Source organism: Ignavibacteriales bacterium, from assembly GCA_016700155.1.
In the GTDB taxonomy this organism is placed as follows: Bacteria; Bacteroidota; Ignavibacteria; order Ignavibacteriales; family Ignavibacteriaceae.
This window is the reverse complement of record CP065001.1, coordinates 80,874-104,084: the sequence shown is the minus strand read 5'-3', so window position 1 is coordinate 104,084 and position 23,211 is coordinate 80,874. Positions and strand designations below refer to the sequence as shown.

At 36.9% G+C, this 23,211-nt stretch carries 19 protein-coding genes; 2 read left to right on the top strand and 17 right to left on the bottom strand.

The features are described 5' to 3' along the window. Window positions 1–5: 5 nt before the first annotated feature. The 17 genes from IPM56_00415 to IPM56_00335 all read right to left on the bottom strand — a co-directional run bounded on the left by IPM56_00415 (window position 6) and on the right by IPM56_00335 (window position 19,446). Window positions 6–1,088, bottom strand: a complete 1,083-nt coding sequence (locus tag IPM56_00415; protein QQS38189.1) for a S9 family peptidase — start codon at window positions 1,086–1,088, stop codon at window positions 6–8. 137 nt (window positions 1,089–1,225) lie between these two features. Beyond that, a complete protein-coding gene (locus IPM56_00410) occupies window positions 1,226–2,479 on the bottom strand; it encodes a hypothetical protein (GenBank protein QQS36452.1) in 1,254 nt (417 codons plus the stop codon). After that, window positions 2,476–2,931 carry a hypothetical protein gene (locus tag IPM56_00405; protein ID QQS36451.1) on the bottom strand — a complete coding sequence of 152 codons (456 nt, stop codon included), beginning with the start codon at window positions 2,929–2,931 and terminating at the stop codon, window positions 2,476–2,478. Before IPM56_00405 ends, IPM56_00410 begins: the two co-directional genes overlap by 4 nt. Window positions 2,932–3,049: 118 nt before the next feature. After that, the gene (locus IPM56_00400; protein ID QQS36450.1) at window positions 3,050–4,000 is read right to left on the bottom strand and encodes a DMT family transporter; all 951 of its coding nucleotides are present in this window, start codon (window positions 3,998–4,000) and stop codon (window positions 3,050–3,052) included. Between the two features lie 3 nt (window positions 4,001–4,003). Beyond that, window positions 4,004–5,140: a saccharopine dehydrogenase NADP-binding domain-containing protein gene (locus IPM56_00395; GenBank protein QQS36449.1), complete on the bottom strand. Its 1,137-nt coding sequence runs from the start codon at window positions 5,138–5,140 to the stop codon at window positions 4,004–4,006. 67 nt (window positions 5,141–5,207) lie between these two features. Beyond that, window positions 5,208–5,672: a heme-binding domain-containing protein gene (locus IPM56_00390; GenBank protein ID QQS38188.1), complete on the bottom strand. Its 465-nt coding sequence runs from the start codon at window positions 5,670–5,672 to the stop codon at window positions 5,208–5,210. A gap of 272 nt (window positions 5,673–5,944) precedes the next feature. Next, the gene (tkt, locus tag IPM56_00385) at window positions 5,945–7,981 is read right to left on the bottom strand and encodes a transketolase (GenBank protein ID QQS36448.1); all 2,037 of its coding nucleotides are present in this window, start codon (window positions 7,979–7,981) and stop codon (window positions 5,945–5,947) included. A 170-nt stretch (window positions 7,982–8,151) separates the two neighbouring features. Next, window positions 8,152–8,361: a hypothetical protein gene (locus IPM56_00380; GenBank protein QQS36447.1), complete on the bottom strand. Its 210-nt coding sequence runs from the start codon at window positions 8,359–8,361 to the stop codon at window positions 8,152–8,154. Between the two features lie 19 nt (window positions 8,362–8,380). Continuing rightward, window positions 8,381–10,102, bottom strand: coding sequence for an acyl-CoA dehydrogenase family protein (locus tag IPM56_00375; GenBank protein QQS36446.1), 1,722 nt, complete (start codon window positions 10,100–10,102; stop codon window positions 8,381–8,383). A gap of 7 nt (window positions 10,103–10,109) precedes the next feature. Beyond that, window positions 10,110–11,132 carry an electron transfer flavoprotein subunit alpha/FixB family protein gene (locus tag IPM56_00370; protein QQS36445.1) on the bottom strand — a complete coding sequence of 341 codons (1,023 nt, stop codon included), beginning with the start codon at window positions 11,130–11,132 and terminating at the stop codon, window positions 10,110–10,112. A 5-nt stretch (window positions 11,133–11,137) separates the two neighbouring features. Further along, on the bottom strand, window positions 11,138–12,025 hold the full coding sequence (locus tag IPM56_00365) for an electron transfer flavoprotein subunit beta/FixA family protein (protein ID QQS36444.1): 888 nt from the start codon (window positions 12,023–12,025) through the stop codon (window positions 11,138–11,140). Window positions 12,026–12,295: 270 nt separating this feature from the next. After that, entirely contained in the window at window positions 12,296–12,991 is a 696-nt protein-coding gene (locus IPM56_00360) for a hypothetical protein (protein ID QQS36443.1), read from the bottom strand. 110 nt (window positions 12,992–13,101) lie between these two features. Next, window positions 13,102–14,457: an alpha-amylase gene (locus IPM56_00355; GenBank protein QQS36442.1), complete on the bottom strand. Its 1,356-nt coding sequence runs from the start codon at window positions 14,455–14,457 to the stop codon at window positions 13,102–13,104. 117 nt (window positions 14,458–14,574) lie between these two features. Continuing rightward, a complete protein-coding gene (locus IPM56_00350) occupies window positions 14,575–17,367 on the bottom strand; it encodes a hypothetical protein (GenBank protein ID QQS36441.1) in 2,793 nt (930 codons plus the stop codon). Between the two features lie 265 nt (window positions 17,368–17,632). Continuing rightward, the gene (locus IPM56_00345; GenBank protein QQS36440.1) at window positions 17,633–17,968 is read right to left on the bottom strand and encodes a hypothetical protein; all 336 of its coding nucleotides are present in this window, start codon (window positions 17,966–17,968) and stop codon (window positions 17,633–17,635) included. A 115-nt stretch (window positions 17,969–18,083) separates the two neighbouring features. Then, entirely contained in the window at window positions 18,084–18,707 is a 624-nt protein-coding gene (locus IPM56_00340) for a hypothetical protein (GenBank protein ID QQS36439.1), read from the bottom strand. Between the two features lie 7 nt (window positions 18,708–18,714). Further along, window positions 18,715–19,446: an esterase family protein gene (locus tag IPM56_00335; protein ID QQS36438.1), complete on the bottom strand. Its 732-nt coding sequence runs from the start codon at window positions 19,444–19,446 to the stop codon at window positions 18,715–18,717. A 185-nt stretch (window positions 19,447–19,631) separates the two neighbouring features. On the opposite strand from IPM56_00335, the gene IPM56_00330 reads away from it, so the two are divergent. Next, the gene (locus tag IPM56_00330) at window positions 19,632–22,382 is read left to right on the top strand and encodes an insulinase family protein (GenBank protein QQS36437.1); all 2,751 of its coding nucleotides are present in this window, start codon (window positions 19,632–19,634) and stop codon (window positions 22,380–22,382) included. Between the two features lie 183 nt (window positions 22,383–22,565). Further along, window positions 22,566–23,177 carry a hypothetical protein gene (locus tag IPM56_00325; GenBank protein ID QQS36436.1) on the top strand — a complete coding sequence of 204 codons (612 nt, stop codon included), beginning with the start codon at window positions 22,566–22,568 and terminating at the stop codon, window positions 23,175–23,177. Window positions 23,178–23,211: the final 34 nt, after the last annotated feature.

The following is a 23,211-nucleotide window of genomic DNA, read 5'->3' as shown; positions in this document are numbered from 1 at the left end:
AAAAATTATTTTATTAAATACGCCGCTTTATTTATGTCATCCACACTGTTTATTGGGTTGGGCGGCGATAAATATTTTGCAAGAAACTTATAAATCTTAACTCTGATTTCTTTAGCAGTTTTAGTATCAAGCCTGTCGAAAGAATGTCCGCCCGGCAGATCTTTGAAAATCTCATATTCAAATTTTTTGTCAGCAGCTTTGAGTGCGTTTATCAGGCTTTCAACTTCAAGTACATTAACATCCTCGTCATTTGTGTTTGTATGGATAAGAAGCGGTGTGTTAAGTTTATCCGCATGCCAAACCGGTGATCTACGCCTGTATTCTTCAACATTTTCCTCGGCACTTTGACCAATGTGATAGTCCGCTTCATACAAATCACGGTAACTTTGATCTTTATATCCCATACGTGCAATCAGATCACTCACGGGCACACCGGCGAACGCGACTTTATAATTATCCGGGTATCTGAAAATGTTCATTAACGCTATAAGCCCTCCATGACTCCAGCCAAAAATCCCAACTCGATCCGCATCAACAAAACTATAATTTTCAATCATAAAATTTCTGCTGGCATCAACATCTTCAACTTCAAGTCCGCCGTAATCAATTTTTTCATAGTGAGCTTTACCATAACCGGTACTTCCCCTGTATTCAGCGGCGACAACGATGTACTGCTGGGCAAGTAATTCTTTTATTATGTGGGTATAGTAGGTTGAAAAGTTTGCATGAACTCCACCGTGCGGGAAAACTATAAGCGGATACTTTTTATTTACATCAATGTTCTTTGGTATAAATACGTATGACCAGAATTTTACAGGATTGCCGGCGCCCTGCCCTGTCGGATTTTTTTCTTTCCACAATGGCGGTCCTGTGAGAAAAACTTTATCAATAAATGCCGCATCGCCTAACCTTTGATGCCAGAGTATATCATCAATTGATTTTTCGAGTACATCAAACCTGTGTTCAAGTGATTCAGTATATTTTTTAAGTGAGATTATATCTGTATGAACACTATCCTGCGAATATGTCGTAATGAAGGAAGCAGCAAACAGAATAATTACCAGGTTATATAAGAAAGGTCTTTTCATTTTTTCACCCATCATTGTTATTTCAAGTACAAAACTACTTAATGCTAAAATAAAAAGAATGCTTAATTGAACTGATGACATAAAAAAATGTCACCCCGGTTTAACACGGAGTGACATTTAATTGCAAATTTTATTTTCTAAACTTCGCCGGAAACATCAGTGGTTTTAATTTTGTTCTTCTTCCTTCTTTTTACAATAAGGTACACCGCGGCGTTGATGAGAACAACAACAATCACAATGTACAACCATGCAAGATTTGACGGAGCAACAATAGCTTTCCACTTGGCTATTTTACCTTCAATGAGATTTTTCTGTTCAGTATCCATCATATTGTTGTCTATCAGGTACGGAATCCAGTCAGGGCTGACTGATTTAAACCACACACTATCAGTGAACTGAAGATAAATCATCTCTGATTCATCTTTATTTTTTATGCCGTTGTTTTTTATTTCATCTTCGATAAATTCTGAAACGACTTCCGAGAACTCTTTACCGTTTGCGAATCGTTTAAGGTTGATACTATATAAAGCAAATTCTTCTTTAATAGATTCCCAGGCTTCATGACGTATATATTTTTCCCACTCGTTGAAAAGAAAATCAACTTCATTTAATTCCGCCTGCCGGTTTTTCTGATCCTGGTAGACATCGACAAGTTTTGGTCCTATCTTCTGCCACATAGCAGTAAACTCCTGTTGTTGTTCTTTAACTTCATCAAGATCGTGGGAGTTAAGGGTTGTTACCTGTAACAGTCTTGAATTATCCTTCAACGATTTTTTTATTACAGAAAGTACGTTTGTTTTTTCAACCTCGGAAAATACTTTTTCTTTTTCCTGCTGGGAAAGTTCAGAAACATTTCCCGGAAGTCTTGGGATAAGACTGTCAACAATACCGTAAATCAATTCATCACGTTGAAGAATTGTAGCACGCAAATTCGAAACAAGCTTTTCAAGTTTGGCAATTGTAGCAGCATCTTTTTTGCGTTGGGATTCCAGAACATTTATCTGGTTGATAAGTGAATTATTCTTTTTATTGATGGCATCGATCTCAGACTTTAATGTTCCGACTTCAGTTTCAAGCTCAACAATTTCCGCAAAATCCTTTTTCCTCAATTCTATTGCTGAGGTAAGTTTTTCAAGTGAAGATTCAAAATTATCCGGATAAAGACTCTGGTCAAGAATTTCCTTTTTATCCGCAAAATCCCTGCGAAGTTTATCAACTTCTGCAAGAAGATTATTCAAATCACCGAGGCTGTCAGCCGCTTCTATCCCGCGTGTAATTGAAAGATGGCGGTCTTTATAACTCTGAACCATTTCATAATCTGACTGAGCGATCATACTGTATTGCAGAATAAAAACAAGAAATATTAATGACAGGAATATTAGATTTTTCATTCCTCACCTCCGTCAATTCCTTCTGAAGTGAGATTAAAAGTTTTTCCGTCATCAACAAGTTCTATGAAAGGATTCCGCTGATTGAAAACAGGATTTTTCATATTCTCTTCTGAAATTTTAATACGGCTCCTGTTGACCAAAGCACCTTCGGTCATATTGAAAACATAAACATGCTTGAACCCGGCGCTTGTAATAAAATAGTGCCCTTCAAAATTCCGGATGAGATGGATTGATTTGCCCATAAAAGAGGTTGAGTCTTCAGTTTCTTTTATGAACATAGGTTTTGTATTAAATGAAATTGAATATCTTTCTTCTTTAACTGAACCGTCGGAACCAACTTTTAATACTGACTCAATCGGCCAGCTGAATTCTGCTGGTGAAAGTTTAAGTCCCGAACAGGATGATACTATCACCAGAATAAATAATATCAAAATTATTTTGATATACTTCATAAATTCTCCTTTTTTGCTTTAAGTTAAATTAACTACCAACACCACTTGCTAAAAGAGAAAAGAATTGAACCTGCTGTAAGATAATACTTCAAAAACCTACTTGAAACGTATTGTAAAATTACTTTTTTGTTTCCGGATGACTTTTTCTGCTGAATTTTATCTGCACCAAAACCGCTCCCAGTGCTGCGATAATCATTCCGGTTACTTCTTTAGATGATATCTGTTCATTTAAGAATATCCAGGCAAGCAGTGCAATTTGTATTAACATCGTACCGTTTATTATGCATGATTCCATCGCAGTTAAATATTTTAAAGTGTAATTCCAGATTGTAAATGCTAACGCGGTATTAATGACAGCGAGCCAGAGTAAGTACAAAATACTCTCCCCGGTAATTTGCGGAAATGATTCAGTGGTGATACCTGTAGCCAGTAATAATATTGATCCAAAACCCATACTCACTACCGTAATTACAATGACAGGGAGATTCCCTGTTTTATTAATCTTCCTGCCTAATACCGATGACGCGGCATTTGCTAATACACCAAGAGTCATAACCGATAATCCCCAAACCTGGTTTTCAGAAATAGAAACAGGCAAAAAATAAATCATCACTCCGCATATAAAAAAAATAACTCCTATCCATTGCATTTTTGTTGGGTACTCATTGATAAAGATCATTCCCGAGAACGCTACAACAAACGGAGTAAAATTCAGCCAAAGACTTACGGTAACAGCCGGCAGTAACGATAACCCGATGAACTGAGCCCCTTGTGTAAGTGAATAGAAAAGTATCCCAAGTAAAAATAATTGCAGGAATTGTCTCCGCGTTATTTTGGCAAGTGACGATTTATTCTTTTTTGAAAACAATAAAGGAAGCAGTGTCAGAGATGCAAGAAAGTATCTGAGTCCTGCGAAAGTCAAGGGCGGAATATTATTTAAACCGATTTTGATTATTACAAATGATGTAGACCAGAGAAAAGTGACCAATAATGCGAGTGCAATAACAAAATATTTTTTGTCCTGCATCTTTATCAGATAAGATGATTTTAATTTTAAAAGATTATTCAATGATCAATTGAGAACCTTTTCGACGCTTGTATAAATAACATTTCTTTCTTTAAGATAGGAGTTCACCAGGTTGAAGCAATCATTCTCTGCGCCGATAAATTCCGGCGGACATATACCCTTGCGGACAAATTTGCCGTCCATTACCAGTTTTACAGCGGCAGTGCAGGTGTAACCTGTTGTACGCGCCATGGAAGTGTTCCCTGTTATTTCATCAAAGGTATCAAACAGATGATATGTATACTCTTTACGAACATTATTTTCAATTCCTTTTATGGTTATCCTCATAACGGTGAATTCAGGTTCACTATTCTCAAGTTTCCATAAAGGAAATAATAAAGCAGATGTAACATCTAGCGGACGAATTTTTTTTCCTTTTATATCAATTAATTCTTTACTGAAAAATCCGGCTTCACTTAAAACCCTCATGTGCTCTATATGTCCCGGGTAGCGGAGAGTTTTTTCCTTCATATTAGGGATGTTCATTGTTTTAATTAATGATCTTAGTCCGTCAGTATTAAAAGCTTCAAGTGTACCGACTTTGTCAAATTCAACATATTCGGGTTCAGATAACGCCGGCTTGTAAACAATGCGGCTGTTCTCTACATACCTTGCCTCTCTTGTATATTCCTCAATTACATCAGATGGCGAAAACGGAGCTTTATACTGAAACGGCCAGCTTCTCTGAAATGGCAGTCCGCCGACAAGACATTCGTATTCATCAATCTCCATATTCTGTTTATGGTATCCGAGAATAATATTGCTCATACCAGGCGCTACACCGCAATCAACAATAGCTGTAACATCTTTTTCTTTTGCAAGATTGTCGAGCTCAAACGGATCCTGGTCAAAGAAAGAAATATCAACCACATCTTTCCCTAAAGCGATGATTGTTTTGATTGTTTCAAAACCCATAAAGCCGGGAACGGCACACACCACAAGATCACAATCCTTTATTGTATCCTGAATAATTTTCTGATCTGATAAATCTGCTTTAAGTGTTTTTATACCCGGTTTGTTTTTTAGCAGATCAAGTTTTTGCTCATCAAGATCTACACAAGTAACATCATAGTTATTTGAAAGATCAACAGCCATTACACTGCCAACCATACCTGAACCAAGCACTGTAATTTTCTTTTTCATATCGGGAAGTGGAATTATTAGTGGAAAATGTTAATCGGAAATGAATAAAAGAACTTTAGAAAGAGTATTAAAATTCAGGAAGAAGACCGTGAGTCCATCTGTAAATTAAATCTTTATCACCGGCAGAAAGTTCTGCTTCTCCATGCAACCATAAATACTGGGAAGGAGGCATATCGCTGTCTTCAACTTCATCCCAGATATCAACGAGCAGTTTATCCTGCTCTTCTTTTGAAAGCCGGTTCCAGTTTGAAAAATTTAATTTTCTTCTGCCTTTATCGACTTCTTCAATAAAGTACCAGGAAAGCGGTGCAACATAACTGTATGAAGGCCATTTAGTATCATTTGAGTGGCAATCATAACAGGAACGTTTCAACAATTGCTTTACTTCCTGGCGGGTAAGTATCTCGCCAGCTTTTGGCGGGTTTGTTCTTTTAGTCGGTATGAACTGGATAAATACCAGAACCGCTAAAACCAGAAGAATAATTATTTTAAAAAATTTTTTAATAACGGCGCCCAGTAAAAAATATTTTATTGGTTATAACAAAAGTGAAACTATCATTTGAATTATCGAATAATAATAAAAAAAATGAACCGTGAGAATATATTTAATTCACTAACTACTTAACAAATCTTTTTTATTGTTTTTTTAAGCTTTTGTTCACCCTTTTTCTTTCCATACTTCTTTTTGAAAGCTGCTGCTATTTCACATCCGCTGCAAAATTTACCGCAGCAGTCATTCCATTCTTTATCGGAGAATTGTTTATAAATTTTAGACATCCGGTGACATTACCAAATAACATAAACTCAAATATTCTTACCTAACTTTTTCAGCTTTTCAACTACCTTGAAAGCAGTCTCAGATATATAGCCGGGATTGAAATTATATTTATCAAATATTACCTCAACTGGAGCGGATGCGCCGAACTTTTCGATGCTTATTATCTCGCCTGATTCACCCGCATATTTTTCCCAGCCTTGTTTAACACCTGCTTCAATAACAACACGTGCTTTTATTTTATGCGGAAGTACTGATTCTTTATAATCCGCATTTTGTTTTTCAAACAACCCCCATGATGGAAAACTAACAACACGAACATTTATATCTTTCTCTTCAAGTAAAGGGACAGCTTTAAGTGTTACACCTATTTCACTTCCAGAAGCGATAAGAATAATATCAGGTTCAGATGAAGTTTCATAAAGAACATAAGCACCTTTGTGCAGGTTCGCCGCTGATTTATATTTTTTCTGATCAAGTACAGGCAAACCCTGGCGGGTAAGTATTAAACCAACCGGTCCGTTCTTATGATTCAGTGCTGCTTTCCATGCTTCTGCGGTTTCGTTAGCATCTGCAGGTCTGATTACAAGATTTCCCGGAATTGCTCTTAATGATGCAAGATGTTCAACCGGCTGATGCGTTGGACCATCTTCACCGAGTCCAATACTATCGTGAGTTAAAACATAAATTGGTTTTACATGTGATAATGATGCGAGTCTTATGGCCGGACGAAGATAATCAGAAAAAATAAGGAATGTTCCACCATAAGGAATTACACCTCCGTAGATAGCCATTCCATTCATAATACTCGCCATCCCGTGTTCGCGTATTCCAAAGTGAAAATTTCTTCCTGAACGATTCTCTGCGGAAAATTCTCCGAAACCTTTAATAAAAGTATTATTTGATGGTGCAAGATCCGCTGAGCCGCCAATCAATGTAGGAAGTTTGGAAGCAATTGAATTTAGAACTTTTCCTGATGCCGCGCGTGTTGCAAGTTTTTTTCCATCGTCTTCAAATACAGGTAAAGCGGATTCCCACTCATTGCCAAAATCATTATTCATATATGAAATAAACTTTGAGGCATCATCCGGAAATTCTTTTTTATATTCATTAAATAATTCTTTCCAGGCTTTTTCTTTTTGTTCACCTTCATCTTTTACCTTTGTAAACATTTCAAATATTTCTTCAGGTATATGGAATGATAGATCTTCGGGCCAGCCTAATTTTTTCTTTGTCAGTCTTATTTCTTCATCGCCAAGCGGCGAACCGTGCGCTTCTGATGTATCCTGTTTATTAGGACTTCCGTAACCGATATTGGTTTTGGTAATTATTAAAGTTGGTTTTTTTGTTTCGGCTTTGGCTTTATTAACTGCATCTTCAATCTGTGATAACTCATTTACATTCGTAATTCTTAAAACCTGCCATCCATAAGCATCAAACCTTTGACCGACATCTTCTGAAAATGCAAGTGAAGTTGAACCGTCAATTGTGATTTTATTATCATCATAAAAGAAAATAAGTTTGCTCAATTTCAAATGTCCGGCGAGTGATGCAGCTTCATGCGAAACACCTTCCATCAGATCACCGTCGCTGCATATTCCGTATATGTAGTGATCTAAAATTTTGTGTTTGCCTTTATTGAACATTGAAGCTAAATATTCCTGCGCAATTGCCATTCCCACAGCATTCGCAAAACCTTGTCCAAGCGGTCCGGTTGTAGTTTCAACTCCAGGTGTTAATCCAAATTCAGGATGCCCCGGAGTTATACTTCCATACGTTCTGAATTTTTTCAATTCATCAAGACTGACACCATATCCGCATAGATGAAGCAGTGAATAAAGAAGCATACTTCCGTGCCCGGCAGATAGAATAAATCTGTCCCTGTTCAACCACTTTGGATTTGATGGATTATGATTCATTAGTTTCGCATAAAGCATGTAACCAATTGGTGCGCATCCCATCGGCATTCCTGGATGACCGGAATTGGCTTTTTGTACACCATCGACTGCAAGGAAACGGATTGTATTTATGGCAAGTTCATCTATCTTTTTTGAGGTAACGGGCATTTTTCTACTCCGGAAAACGAATTAAAACAAAATTTTTATATCAAATATATGAAAAAGTGAAAGATATACGGAGTGAAATAACAGTTATTAATTGGGGATCGGCTTGTCTAACGCATCATCTCCGTGAATTATTCCCGGAGATGATCATACACATAAAATGTTTTTTGATCCTAGTAAGATATATCACTTACTGAAATAAGTTCAGCTTCAGGGTCAAATCTTTGAAGATAGTCAACTAGATCGGGATTAAGATATTTTTCATGAGACTTTTCAAAATCCTTAACAAGTTTTTCAACCTTATCGTGGTCAAGCGAACTTTTTATATAACTGAACTCTTCCTTATCATCAAAAATTCTGTAATAATATAATTGTGTGTTCATAACGATCCGGTTTTTATTTCTAAATTAATATTTTATCTGCGTGAAGTATATCAGAAAATAATTCATCTTTAATTGATTCAGCATTTTTTCTGGCAAGAGCCAGTGAATTTATTATGTATCTGTTTGCTATAAATATTTTTCTCGGTTCAATTTCAGCTTCATCAAGAAGAAGATAACCGATATACAGGTAACCATACAATTCAACAAGATCTTTTGCGGCAACATCCTGGAAGCCCTGGTCTTTTTTCTCAACAACGTATTTAAGGCAGTCATAAAAAATTGCCCTGATCTCTTTTAGATATGCTGCAAGTCTGGATAATCCGCCTTTGTAATCTTTCTTTTCTTTTGAGTCAAAGTAATCTTTTAGAATATCATTGATAACGCTGCCGGAGGCAGCAACAATCTGAAGCTGCGAAGTGCCTTCATAAATGTTAGTGATGCGTGCGTCACGTGCAAGGCGTTCAATCTTAAACTCTTTCATATAACCTGTTCCGCCGTGTATCTGCAGTGCGTCATAAGTTATCTTGTTGGCAGATTCAGTCAGAATATATTTTGTAAGCGGCGTAATAAAGTTCGCTACTTTCGTTATCCATTTTAATTCATTATTCTGTTCCGAAAAAGGTTTATGCTCAGCTTTGAGTTCGTCAATCAGTCTTTCATAATTTTCTTTTCTGTCAACCCATTGTGCGGCGCTGTAAAATAATGAACGATTACTTTCAAGCTGAACACGCATATCAATCAGCATATTCGAAATAACAGGGAAAGTATAAATTGATTTACCAAATTGTTCCCTGTCTTTCGCATACTTAACTGCTTCTTCATAAGCTTCCTGTGAAATGCCGAGAGCCTGTGCAGAAACTCCCATTCTTGCACGGTACATCAAATCAAGAACGTATTTTATCAATCCGAATTTTCTGCTGCCGACAAGCTGTGCAGGCGTATCATTAAACTGAAGTTCGCAAGTAGGTGATCCATGAATTCCAAGTTTATTTTCAATTCTTCTTACTCTAACTGTTTCATCGCCATAACAAGCAAACATACTTAAACCGCGGCCGTCTTTTGTTCCCTGCTCTGAACGAGCAAGTACCAAAAGTACCTCACCATTTCCGTTTGTTATAAATCTCTTTACTCCTTTAAGAAACCAGTTTCCATTTTCATCCTGGTACGCAGTTAATTTTACAGCCTGCAGGTCAGAGCCTGCGTCGGGTTCTGTTAGTGCCATTGCACCGGTATATTTACCTGAAGAAAACCCGGGAAGAAATTCCTGGCGTTGTTCTTCACTGCCAAATTTCCGGATTGTGTCACCGATATCCTGAAGACCAAAAATATTCATGAGTGAAGCATCAGCTCTTGAAACCATTTCAACTGCCATCATATAAATAACGAACGGGAAATTAAGTCCGCCGTACTTACGCGGCAGAATCATTCCCATTAAATCAGCCTGGGATAGTTGCTGTAGGTTTTCTCTTGTACCTTTTGCATAAGTAACTTTACCATCTTGATGAGCAGCGCCTTCGTGATCAACATCAGCAGCTCTTGGGGCAATAAAGTTTGCGGCAATGTCACCAACAACTTCAAGAACTTTCCTGTAATTCTCCATTGCATCTTCATAATTGACAGGAGCATAATTAAACTGTTCTGACTGCTTGTAATTATTTTCTGCCATTTCAACAATTTCATTTATTTTAAGATTATTGAAATGAAACTGAAGATCGGCGTTTTCAAGAAAATAGTTTGACATACATTTCCTATTTCAATTTGTGTTTATATGCTTCAATGAAAGCGGGTATAACTTCCATCGCATCACCTACTATTGCATAATGACTTACACCGAATATCGGTGCATCTGGGTCACTGTTTATCGCAATGATTTTATTTGCTTCCTGCATACCAGCCCGGTGTTGTATCGCTCCCGATATTCCGATGGCGATATATAATTTTGGCCGCACTGTTACGCCTGTTTGTCCAACCTGTCTTTCAGCAGGAATAAAACCTGCATCAACCGCTGCACGGCTTCCAGCAACTTCGCCGCCAATTACATTTGCAAGTTCAGTAACGAGTTTAAAATTTTCTTTTGTTCCAAGTCCGTAGCCGCCTGCGACAATTATCGGTGCTGCTTTAAGATTCACTTTGCTTTCTTCTCTATGCTGCATGATTATTGAAACAAGATCATCATATTCTTCGTGAGCATAAGGAATCTCTGTAATCTTAATTTCTTTAGGTGAAGGATAAAATGATTTTTCCATCACACCTTCTCTTACTGTTGCCATCTGAACGGGATTATCAGGGGTGATAATCGTTGCAATAATATTTCCGCCAAATGCAGGTCTTATCTGAAGCAAAAGCTTTTCATACTTTTGTCCGAGGTAAGTCAGATCAGAAATCTGAAGATCAGTACAGTCAGCGGTAAGTCCGCTTCTTGTATTTGAAGCAACACGAGGTGCAAGGTCTCTGCCAATAACTGTTGCACCGAACAACACAATTCTCGGTTGAATTTTATTTACAAGGTCATTTAATATTCTGCTGTAGGGAATTGTTTTATAGTCTTTAAGCTGTTCGTGATCTATTAAGATGGATTCATCAGCACCGTATTTAAAAGTTTCCTTTGCAATCTCTTTAACACCTGAACCTATCACAATGGACTTAAGAATACCGTTCATTGCATCAGCAAGTTTTCTTCCTTTGCATAAAAGTTCAAAACTTACATCAGCGGGTTTGCCGCTTCTTTGTTCAATAAATACCCAGACTTCATTGGTTGTTTTCATCTGCATAATTCTTATCCGAAAATGTGATCTTCCATTAATTTTTCAACGAGCAGATTCATTCCTGCTTTGTTAGCTTCAATATTTATGTGATTACCGCCGGCAAGCACAACAGATTCGACTTTAAAAACTTTTGTCGGCGAACCTTTTATTCCGCATTTTTCAACATCAAGCTGAAGGTCATCCATCGTTAGTGTCGGAATAAAAAGTGAACGTGATTTATATTCGTGAAGAAGTGAATCGACATAAAGAAGCGGGTTACCTTCAGCAAGTTTTTCTATATCCATAAGAGACTTAGCGCCTTTAAACGCCATCACCCTTTTTGCTGAATATGGTCTTGGTTCAATTGAATCTTTAAGAACAGTAACTAACACCGGGAGTTTTGTTTTCAGAACTTCAAACCCGCCATCAATTTTTCTTTTTATAGTAGCGGTTTTGTTTTCAATATTTTGGATCTCTTCTGTGTAAGTAACTTGTGGTATTTTCAGTTTCTCCGCTGTCTGCGGTCCAACCTGAGCGGTATCCCCGTCAATCGCCTGTCTGCCTGCAAAAATAAAATCATAGCCACCGATTTTTTTTATCGCTTCACTTAAAACATAAGATGTAGCAAGCGTATCAGCGCCTGCAAATTTTCTGTCACTTATCAGATAAGTTTCATCTGCGCCCATGAATAAACATTCGCGAAGTACATCTGATGCTCTTGGCGGACCCATTGTTATTGCAGTAACCTTACCGCCGTATTTTTCTTTAACCTGGAGCGCAAGTTCTAATGCTACCTTGTCTTCGTGATTAAAAATTGCGGGTAGTTTTGAACGGTTTACCGTACCGTCATCCTTCATTACTTTACCCGAAATATTAGCTGTATCGGGTACCTGTTTTACCATCACTATGGAGTTGTACATTTCAAACCACTAAAGTGAATAAAAATTTGTGAACAGTACTGTTCTTGAGCGGGCATCATTTCAAATAATATTCCATTGAAATGGTTTGATTTCTGCTGATATATACCGCCTTTATTTCACATTTAGCAGAGCATTTGTCATTTGGGAGAATTTGGATATAGTGGATTCCAAACTATGAGAAGAGAAAGCCCCGTGTTGAACGAGGCTTTAATTTTTGAAAGATTTCCGGCAGTCTCACTTATTTTGTGCCGGAATTGATGCATATTTTTTCTACAAATGATTGAAGAAAACTATCACACCAAGATGTGCAGTTAATAAATCTGTTTTTGATTTTGTAACATCATAAATCACCCTACCATTTTGAACCCTTACAGAACCCTCTTTTAAGTACTCAGCTTCTGACCCAAAAAGATATCGTGCTTTAAGGTCGATAAAAACTCCGCCGACTTCCTCATCATTGCCTTCACTTACCTGGATTAAAAATCCGCCGCCGGCTCCATAGTTCCATGCAAAGTCATCAAAGTTTGTTGAGCTTGCTACGTCATCACCATCGCCTCTGCTATGAATGGATGTTTCAGTAAATAAGTAAGCTCCTCCAAAAAGAAATTCAGCATATGGTCTGAAAGGACCTTCAGGAAGCATCACCTGGAAAAGCAAATGAAAGTTCACAAGATTATTTGTTCTGTCTACATCAACTGTAACATCAGGAATGGTAAGACTGAAAGGCTCTCTCCTCGATTCACTTCCGTAATTAAGGTAGCCGATATTCAATCCAAATGTAAAAGGCATTTGAGGTTTAGGATTCCATAAAGCAAAGTGTCCTGAGATGCCGTAACCAAGCCTGTCAAGGTTGTCTTTGAATTCACCCATCGGGAACCCAAGTGTAAAATTTATTCCGGCAGATTGCGCATTAATATTTGCAGAAGTTAAAGTGAGCGCGAGCAAGATCAGAATTTTTTTTATCATTTTTATTCCATTAGTTTGTCAATTAAAATTTGTATGTGAAACTTACGAAATGCTTCAGGGCTATAAATAAAAAACTTATAAACGGTCAATTACAATTATAAAAGTCAGCATCATTGCTTTATTAGAATTTTATACTCCCATGCTTCAAGTTTAAAATGATTATTCATTTCAATCTCCAGATCATCGTTGTTTAGTGATTTGTAATTACCTTCAACTCCCTCTCCGCCAAAGTCAAAATGAACTTCATCTTTGGAAAGATTAAAAATGCCAATGACAATACTTTCACCTTTTATCCTTGCAAACGTAAAAACATCTTCTCCTTTGCTGTTTGGAAGATTTACGAATCCACCTCCCATTTCACCATTGTACAAACATGGATTACCTTCTTTCAACTGATTCAGTTTTGAATAGAGTTTACCAATTTCATGTTCTTCCCATTTGATCACATCTTTTTTAAAGAAGTCAAGCCGCTTATTATATGCTGCTTCCTGACCGCTGTAAATAAGGGGCATACCCGGAATTATATAACTAAGAGCAGCAAATGTTTCAGCGCCTTCGCCAAGTCTTTCGTATTCAGTTCCGTTCCAGGAATTTTCATCATGATTTGAAGTAAACCTCATTCTGAATGCACTGTTAGGATAAATAATTTTCTCGGATTCAAAATAGTCAGCAATTATTGATGCGGGTTTTTTCTCCTGAGCAACTTCATTAAAATAATGATGGAGTTCCCACGAATAAGTCATATCAAATGATTTTTCATGATAATCAGGTTTTTCATCCTCAGCGAGCATAAATACCGGTTTAATTTTATCAAGTTCTTCCCGTACACGATTCCAGAATTCCATCGGTACCATACCTGCAACATCACATCTGTAACCATCAATGTTGCATTCTTCAACCCAGAACTTGAGCGCGTTGAGCATGTATTCTCTTAACTCAGCATTATCAAAATTCAAATCGATAACATCAGCCCAGTCCGCAACAGGTGGAACAAAATTTCCATCAGCATTTTTTGTGTACCATTCCGGATGCTCAGTAACGAGAGGATTATCCCATGCAGTATGGTTGGCAACCCAATCTATTATTACATACATACCTGCTTCATGAATTTTATTAACAAGAGATTTAAAATCTTCAATCGTACCGTGTTCCGGGTTCACCGCGAGGTAATCTTTAACTGAATAATAACTGCCGAGTGTTCCTTTCCTGTTAAGTTCTCCAATCGGATGAATTGGCATAAACCATAAAATTCCAGCTCCCAGTTCTTTAAGTCTTGGAATGTGTTCTTCAAAAGCTTTGAATGTACCTTCTTCTGTGTACTGACGCAGATTTACTTCATAGATTGAAAGATTATAACTCCATTCAGGATGCTTGATTATAGACTTATGAACCTGGCTGAAAAGAGTGTTCTGAAAAACAAATAACAACAGTACTATAAACACGTTGGTAGATTTAATTCTATTCATTGAATCCTCAGATTATTTTCATAATACATAAATAAAAAAGCGCCAGGGTTTTAATCTGACGCCTGTAAAATTAGAATATCACAAATACTAAACAAAGCCGTTTGGTTGATATGCCGCCTAATTTTCTTTAGCTGGCTGCTCCTCATTTTTTGTTTCGGATGATGATTGCTGCATCTTAAGTTTTTCACGTATCTGCTGGTATTTTTGAAGCACTGCCTGGTGCTTGGAAATTTCTTCCTGAAGCTTGGTTTTTGATGCAGACAATTTTGAAATGTTGCCGCGTAGTTCTTCACTGTCAACTCTCGCAGCACTCACCTCTTTTTGAAGATCGCCAAGCTCTTTCATTGAATCTGTTATTCTCTCACGGTATCTCTGCAGCTGATCGTCATATTCTTTCAGTTCATTGTCGAGCCTGAGTTTATCATCTTTTGAGCGGCTGTATTTATCGCTCATCATATTTAGCAGGTCCTGAAGTTCGCGTTCAAGTCCCGCTTTCTTTTTCAGAAGCATGTCGGTTTCAAGTTTAATGTCATCATTCACTGTAAGCATCTCTGTGGTTTTATCCTGAAGCTTCTGCATTTCAAGTTTAACCATTTCTTTCTGTTCTTTTGAATCACGTATAACCTGTTCAAAGGATTCTATCTCTGCCTGGCGCATGCTTAAAACGCGTTCACTTTCTTCGAGCGCCGCAATTTTTTCAAATAACTGCTGATCGCGTTCTTCAATATCTTTCTCTTTTTTCAGAACTATCTGCTCAAGCATGTTGCGTTTTTTATTTATCTCATTCAGTTCAGTGTTAAACTTCTGAAACATTTTTGTAAACCGGTTCTCTAATGCAGTATTACCTTTTTCAATTTCACCTCTCCGGTCTTCCAGTAACCCAACAAGCTCGGAAAGCTTATTGTTTTGTTCTTTAAGTTTATCATACGTTTCCTGTTCAGCACTTATTTTTTGCGGAAGTTCGGTTTTCAACGTTTCGTAAAATTCTATTTCATCTTTGATCGACAAACTCTTCTTTTCAAGTTCCTGGATATTCTTTTCCCATTTTTCGATCTCATCAGCTTTACCGGAAATTTCAGTTGATATGTTTTCCAGTTCTGTTGATTTGATTGTAAGATTTTTTTGAATCGATTCGGTTTCCTGTATTAAAACATTTATCCTTTTCTGACGTTCATTAATTTCTTTTTCAAGTATAGGTATCTTTGGTACTAACGATGATTTTGCTTCTTCAAGCGAGGCAATATTTTCATTAAGATGTCTTACAAAATCAATTTTGGTTCGTTCTTCCTCAGCCATTTCTTCATTTCTCAATTTCAGATCTTCAGCTTCAGATATAAGTGAAAGCAGTTTTTCTTTTTGCGAATCAAAATTTTTCTGAAGAGCAATTTTTTCATTTTCTTTAATGGCTATATCATTTTCAAGGTTTTTAAGCGTTTCACTTTTCGAATTAATCTCATCGGTCAACCCGCTTGTTTTAACCCTCAACTCTTCGTTGATGGTAAGTATTTTTTCTTCAAGAACTTTTTTATTTTTTTCTTTTCTGTTGATCAGGTCATCAAGTTCTTTTGCAAAATTGATTTTTGCCTTTTCCTCTTCAGCAAGAGCAGTAAATTTTTTATTGAACTCATCGTCAACTTCACTCAGTTTACCTTCTATTACTGAAAGCTCCGCTTCTTTTACAGTGATCGATTTACTTATTTCCTCCAATAGTTTGGATCTGTCTTTCTCCTCTTCATTAAGCCTGGCTAACTTTGCCTCAATCGATTTTTCCTCATCACGAAGGTGATTTACTTTTTTGATAAACTCGGAATTATTCAACTCAAAATTATTCTTTTCAATTTCAAGTGATTTGATTTTGTTATCAATCTCAGCTATCAGTTCATTTTTGGATTTTTCCACTTCTACAAGTTTGTCAATCCGCCATACTGTTTCACTTTCTTCCTGCTTTTGCACATTGACATTTTTCCTGAGTTTATCGATCTCAGTTTCAAGTGATCTTTTAGTTTCTTCTTTCGCTGAAATAGTTTTGTTTAAATCTTCAATCAGTATGTTCTTTATTTTTTCTTCTTCCTGCAGCCTGTTTATACGCGATTCATTTTGCGATTCTATATTCAGAATTTCATTTTTGAAAGTCTCAATTATATTTTTATTTGATTCTATTCCGGCATCAAGTTCCAGAAGCTGAATATTTTTTTCATCAAAAATTTTATCATACTCTTTTACCTTATTGTTCAGCCGGGTTTCTTCATCCTTTAAGATTGAAATCTTTTTAGCCCCGGAGCTTAATTCCAACTGTAATTTTCTCTGCTTATTGGTGAGCTCATCAATCTCTTTTCTTTTGGAATCAAGTTCAGTGTTAACGCGGAATTCTTCTTCTATAAGGGATAAATTTTTATCAGAACTTCCAGCTGATTCAAGTTTTTCATTAATAAGTTTTTCGATACTGAAAAGTTCTTCTTCTTTAGCTGATAATTTGTCGGAAAGTTCTTTTTCCCTTTTTTCAAGTTCTTCAACTTTTGATTTTAATTCTGAAGAAACTTCTGAATGCAACGACTGCACCTGGCTTATGTTACCGTCTTTCATTCCGGTTTCAAGCACCTGCAGCCTGTCTGTAAAATTTAAAATTGTGTTCTGAAGATCATCCTTCATTTCTGTCAGATCAGCAACTCTTTTATCAAGTTCGGCAATTGTTTGTTTCTTTAATTCATCTTCAGATTGTTTTGCGGAAAGATCTTCGACAAGTACTTTTCTTTTTTTGAGCAGGCGGGTTACTTCAACTTTAAGTTTATTGATTGTGTCTTCAAGATTCTTTACATCTTTTTCCTTCTCGTACATCTGATGGAACTTATTTTTAAGTTCCTCATTCTCTTTACGAAGTTGATCAACCGCTTTAGAACTTAGAATGCCCATAAATGACTCCTGTTAACATATTTCACCTGGACTTTGGCAACTATTGCCTGTATGCAGATAATTATTCGATTAGTTTTGCCGTCAATCTTTCAAAAATTATACTATAAATCAAGATTATGAATGACTAATTATTTCGAGGTTTTAACAAATTTTTTCTGTAACCCGGTAATAATTATCCTGATGGATTTTTCAATTTCCGGTCAAAATGTAATCAATTTGTTATTGTTAAATATTGCGTTTTTCAGGTTAACTAATAACTCAAACTCTAAAGTGCGCCAGCCTTATAAAGATTCCTGAAATGAACTTTTTGTAACTGTCTTTCAATTATTAAATCCGCGAGTGAATCAGGAATGCTTTGTTTATTATCAGCTGAAAATAATGCTGAAAGTTTTTTCTCATTTACATCGATCCGGTACAAAGTTTTGATCAGCAAGTCATAATTTTTATCAAGCAATTCTGAAAGTTTACCGGAAAGGTAATTTTTAAATTCGTTCAGGTTATCAAACTCTTCTTTTGAAATCACCGATTCAAATCCGTTCCTGCTGAACTGGTTAAAAACCAGTTTCGATACTTCACGCGTTTCAGTTTGTTCTTCTATCATCTTATACCTCGCATAAATTAATTTTTCAAGCGGTATGTTCTTGTCTGAACAGGAGTTTTAAGAAGATTTTGATGACACTATCATATTCTTATACAGAAATAAAAAATATTTTGCACTAATTCAAATTAATTTTTGCCCGGATTAATAACACAAGCCGGTATACCCCGTATGTAAAGAACGGCGCAGCCAGTACATCGATTGAATAGTGTACATGCTGAGCAAGGATTAATCCTCCCACAATGACCGTACACACAAACAAAAAATATTTTAATCCTTTCTTATCAATCAAAAGAAAGAGGAAAAAAAGCGTTGCCGTATGACCGGAGAAGAAAAGGTCTTTTTTCATTACCGTGCCGGTTGTAAAAAATTCAACAAAAGGATCAACAAGCGGAATCATCAATGGCGGCGGTTCAAGAGCTACGAAGTACATTGCAAGCATTCGTGTTAATACAAGCAATGAATAAAACTGTAGAGACAAAATTAATTTGATTGGTTTATTTGTAAGATGAATCACACCAATTATAAGCGCACCATAAAGAATTATAAATGTAAACCAGGTAACATCTGCGGGAGTGAACAATGAGAGAAAAGGATCGAACAGAATTGTTCCCTGTCTTCTCTCATTATTCTCTAAAAAAATTGTCAATGCCCATAATACCGATGCAAGGATCAGTGATGAAATAACAAGTTCCGTTATAACTTTTTTTTCTTTAAGAATTTTTCCCCAGCTATCTGTCATCTCGCATTTACATTCTCAAATGGTTCAGGAAGTAAGGAAGCATTTGTCTCCACGTTGGCCAGTCGTGTGTAATATCAAAGCCCCAAAGGTCAAGCCAGTGCTGAATCCCTTTTGCCTGTAATATATCAGAAAGTTTTCTTGAGGAACCGGGATCTTCATAAGCGCCCTGTCCGCTTGCTATAACTATACTGCTTTGGCGCATACGTGATAAGTGCCACTCATCACCAAGGCTTGGCAGATAATCAACGGGAGAATTAAAGTAACAGTTGTCGTCATAATATCCATCGGTATAACTTTTTAGATCATAAGTTCCGCTCATTGCAATAACACCTGAAAACAGATCCGGTCTTCTGAAAAAAGTATTTGCGGAATGGAAAGCTCCCAGTGAAGCCCCGGTAGTAACTATCGGCACATGCTGTTTGCAATGGTTATTGATGAAAGGTACAACCTCTTCAGTTATGTACCTGTTGTATTGCTGGTGCCTGATCGCTTTATGAGCGGGATGCATATTCCTGTTAAGCCAGCTTTCATTGTTGATGCTGTTTATTGAAAACGCTTTAAGTGTGCCGTCGTTGATATAGTGAGAAATGCTGTCAATCAGGTGGAAGCGTTCATACTCAAGAAAATCCGCCGCTGCTGTCGGGAACATAAGCAATGCATACCCATAATGACCATACACGACAATTTCCATATCTTTATTAAGATTGGGACTCCACCATTTATGGATTTCTTTATGCATTCAAACTCCTGTTATTAGTTAAGGATTGGAGGTAATTACCTTAGAAAATTAAGTAATTCCTGTTAATCCGTGAAATTAAATTTTAATTGTTTTTTGATAAACGGTTTTCAATAAATCCGGGTATAAATTAAGTTTTAACTAACAATTTCAAGATTTTTTTTATCAACAAACCTAAAAGGTTAGCAATGAGCCCCAATAAATTATTTGTGTCAGTTCTTGTTTTGCTGTTATCCTTTCAGATCTCAGCGCAAAAAACTAAAACTGATTTGAGTAAATCCATAGATATCCCTTTTCAAAAATTTGTGCTGGACAATGGACTAACCCTCATTGTACACGAAGATCATAAAGCCCCGATCGTGGCAGTTAACATCTGGTACCATGTCGGCTCAAAAAATGAGAAAGAAGGTAAAACCGGATTCGCGCATTTGTTTGAACATCTTATGTTCAACGGAAGTGAAAATTTTGACGGTGAATATTTTGAGGTAATGGAAAAAATCGGTGCGACTGATTTAAATGGAACCACAAATAACGACCGCACAAATTATTTTCAGAATGTTCCGACATCAGCACTGGATGTAGCACTATGGATGGAATCAGACAGAATGGGTCATCTGCTTGGTGCAATTAACCAGGAAGTTCTTGACGAACAACGCGGAGTAGTTCAGAACGAAAAAAGACAGGGTGAAGATCAGCCTTATGGAAAAGTATGGAACCTTATAACAGAAAGTACATTCCCCAAAGGTCATCCATATTCCTGGACAGTTATCGGCTCAATGGATGATCTGAACGCTGCATCACTTGAAGATGTTCACGAATGGTTCAAAACTTATTATGGTCCAAACAATGCAGTGATCGTTCTTGCCGGAGATATAACACCGCAAACCGCTTTGGAGAAAGTGGAAAAATATTTTGGCGATATTCCCCCGGGACCACCAATTGCTAAACACCAGACGTGGATTCCAAAGATGTCGGGTTCACACAGACAAATTATGCAGGACAGAGTTCCGCAGGCAAGAATTTATAAAGTGTGGAATGTGCCTCAATGGGGAACAAAAGAAAATAATCATCTGAATCTTGTTTCAAGCATTCTTGCTTCCGGTAAAACATCACGATTATATAAGCGATTAGTTTATGATGAACAAGTTGCAACAAATGTATCTTCCTTTGTTGATGATATGGAAATCGCCGGACAGTTTTATATTGATGTGACAGCAAAACCGGGACAGGATCTTTCTAAAATTGAAAACGCAATTGATGAAGAACTTGCAGCACTTTTAAAAAACGGTCCTACTGAAAAAGAATTACAGAGAGTAAAGACACAATACTTTGCGGGTTTCATAAGAGGCATTGAGCGTATTGGCGGCTTTGGCGGAAAGTCAGATATTCTTGCAAGCAATATTATTTATGGCGGAGTAGCCGATCACTACAAAACAACACTTAAAGAAATTGAATCTGCAACAATTAAAGATTTAAAAGAGACTGCGAACAAATGGTTGTCCGACGGAGTCTTTATTCTTGAAGTTCATCCTTTCCCGGAACATACTGCTTCAACAGACAGTGCTGACAGAACAAAACTTCCTGAACTTGGGATGAATCCCGAAATAAAATTTCCGGATGTACAACGTGCAACATTATCTAACGGATTAAAAATAGTTCTCGCCGAAAGACATTCAATTCCGGTTGTTAGTTTTAATCTTATGGTTGATGCCGGTTATTCTGCTGATCAGAATATAAAACCCGGGACGGCAAAACTTACTATGGATGTTATGGATGAGGGAACAAAAAAACTTTCAGCACTTGAAATAAGTGAACAACTGAATCTGCTCGGAGCAAATTTATCCACCGGTTCTAATCTTGACTACTCCACAGTTTATTTAAATGCTTTAAAAGTTAATCTTGATCAGTCGCTTGATCTTTATGCTGATGTAATTCTTAATTCATCATTCTCTGAAAAGGAATTTGACAGGCTTAAAAAGAATTTGCTGGTTGCCATTCAGCGAGAGAAGGCAACACCTGTACAAATGGGACTGCGTGTGTTACCGCAACTATTATACGGCAGCAATCACGCTTATGGAAATTCATTTACTGGTTCCGGAACAGAGGCATCTGTGAACAGCATTACAAAAGATGATCTTGTAAAATTCAGGAATGACTGGTTCAAACCTAATAACGCAACGCTTGTTGTTGTCGGTGATATTACAATGAGTGAAGTTCAATCCAAACTTGAAAAGTTATTTAAGGATTGGAAAAGCGGAACCGTTCCTCAAAAGAATGTTACGGACGTTAAACGAAGCGACAAACCTGTGATATATATTATGGACAGACCGGGTTCTCAGCAGTCAATAATTTTCGCAGGTCACGTAGCTCCGCGCAGAAGCGCCGATGATGAAATCGCAATTGAAAGTTTCAATAATATTTTAGGCGGTGTTTTCACTTCAAGAATTAATATGAATCTTCGTGAAGATAAACACTGGTCTTACGGCTCATTTTCAATTTTATGGGGTGCTAAAGGTCAGCGCCCGTATTTTGTTTATGCACCAGTTCAGACAGATAAAACAAAAGAAGCTATGACGGAAGTTCTTAATGAACTGAACGATATTAAATCCACAAAGCCGATTACCGATGAAGAGTTTATGAAAGATAAAAACTCACGTACACTCAGTTTGCCTGGCACATGGGAAACTGCCGGCTCTGTCTCAGGTTCATTAACAGAAATTATAACCTATAATCTGCCCGATGATTACTTTACAAAGTATGAAGGTATGGTTCGTTCACTTACGAAGGACGAAGTGAGCAGATGCGCAGATAAACTTATTCATACTGATAATCTGATCTGGGTTGTTGTCGGTGATAAATCAAAAATTGAAGCTGGCATTAAGGAACTTGGCTTAGGTGAAGTGAAATATCTTGATGCAGATGGTAATGTGATTAAGTAAATGTAAGACAACAATCATCAAAAGTATGATATAATTTTACAGATGTCACACTGAGTTCATCGAAGTGTGACATCTGAGTTTATCTTTAAAACCATTCTAAATCAACCTTCCTTAAAAAAATGAATTGACATAAGTTTTCTGCAGCATTAAGTTGATATCAAATAATTTTATGGGCTTGATGTTTTGGGTAAAGAAGTTTCATATAGTTCTGCGAATCCATTTCCGAAAATCTATTTCAATAAAACTTTTCTGATAATAACATTTTTGCTCTTTCACTCAATTAACTATGGGCAGGTTACGGATTCATTAAACATTCAGCAACCAATCGATTCAATAAAATCTGAAAGCTCGATAAGTCCTTTTGTAATTAGCGGACAGTTACTTGGGGGCGCTGTTTCAGGATTAATTTTTTTACTTCCGTTCAGAGAAACAAACCCAGTATACGGTGTTGCCGGATGGATTTTCGGATCAACTCTCGGCGTATATCTTATTGGCAGAATAGGTGATTATGAAAGCAGCTACTGGGGCACGGCATTAGGCGGCGGAGTAGGAATTTCATTATTTGTACTGCTGATAGAAAACAAAACCCTCGATGGTTATGAGTATTTATTCGGCGCATTATTAAGTGCAATTCCATTCGAGATTTTAGGCTATTATGTTTTTGCGACTGAGAAACCGCAGAATGATTTTAATCAAACTGACCTACTGCGGGTAAATCACACTTCATCAATCAGTGACTTCCGCCAGTTAAATAAGCCTGATGTGAGCATAAATATTCTGCGAATTAATTTTTAGGCATCTTCTAAGCTAGTCTGAACTTTAAAATTTT

What these genes read in the sequence shown, in the direction of transcription:
- IPM56_00405 (QQS36451.1), bottom strand. Translation starts at nt 2,931, where the DNA reads ATGAAGTATATCAAAATAATTTTGATATTATTTATTCTGGTGATAGTA.
- IPM56_00375 (QQS36446.1), bottom strand. Translation starts at nt 10,102, where the DNA reads ATGTCAAACTATTTTCTTGAAAACGCCGATCTTCAGTTTCATTTCAAT.
- IPM56_00410 (QQS36452.1), bottom strand. Translation starts at nt 2,479, where the DNA reads ATGAAAAATCTAATATTCCTGTCATTAATATTTCTTGTTTTTATTCTG.
- IPM56_00330 (QQS36437.1), top strand. Translation starts at nt 19,632, where the DNA reads ATGAGCCCCAATAAATTATTTGTGTCAGTTCTTGTTTTGCTGTTATCC.
- IPM56_00370 (QQS36445.1), bottom strand. Translation starts at nt 11,132, where the DNA reads ATGCAGATGAAAACAACCAATGAAGTCTGGGTATTTATTGAACAAAGA.
- IPM56_00360 (QQS36443.1), bottom strand. Translation starts at nt 12,991, where the DNA reads ATGATAAAAAAAATTCTGATCTTGCTCGCGCTCACTTTAACTTCTGCA.
- IPM56_00335 (QQS36438.1), bottom strand. Translation starts at nt 19,446, where the DNA reads ATGCATAAAGAAATCCATAAATGGTGGAGTCCCAATCTTAATAAAGAT.
- IPM56_00340 (QQS36439.1), bottom strand. Translation starts at nt 18,707, where the DNA reads ATGACAGATAGCTGGGGAAAAATTCTTAAAGAAAAAAAAGTTATAACG.
- IPM56_00345 (QQS36440.1), bottom strand. Translation starts at nt 17,968, where the DNA reads ATGATAGAAGAACAAACTGAAACGCGTGAAGTATCGAAACTGGTTTTT.
- IPM56_00350 (QQS36441.1), bottom strand. Translation starts at nt 17,367, where the DNA reads ATGGGCATTCTAAGTTCTAAAGCGGTTGATCAACTTCGTAAAGAGAAT.
- tkt (QQS36448.1), bottom strand. Translation starts at nt 7,981, where the DNA reads ATGCCCGTTACCTCAAAAAAGATAGATGAACTTGCCATAAATACAATC.
- IPM56_00380 (QQS36447.1), bottom strand. Translation starts at nt 8,361, where the DNA reads ATGAACACACAATTATATTATTACAGAATTTTTGATGATAAGGAAGAG.
- IPM56_00395 (QQS36449.1), bottom strand. Translation starts at nt 5,140, where the DNA reads ATGAAAAAGAAAATTACAGTGCTTGGTTCAGGTATGGTTGGCAGTGTA.
- IPM56_00415 (QQS38189.1), bottom strand. Translation starts at nt 1,088, where the DNA reads ATGAAAAGACCTTTCTTATATAACCTGGTAATTATTCTGTTTGCTGCT.
- IPM56_00365 (QQS36444.1), bottom strand. Translation starts at nt 12,025, where the DNA reads ATGTACAACTCCATAGTGATGGTAAAACAGGTACCCGATACAGCTAAT.
- IPM56_00355 (QQS36442.1), bottom strand. Translation starts at nt 14,457, where the DNA reads ATGAATAGAATTAAATCTACCAACGTGTTTATAGTACTGTTGTTATTT.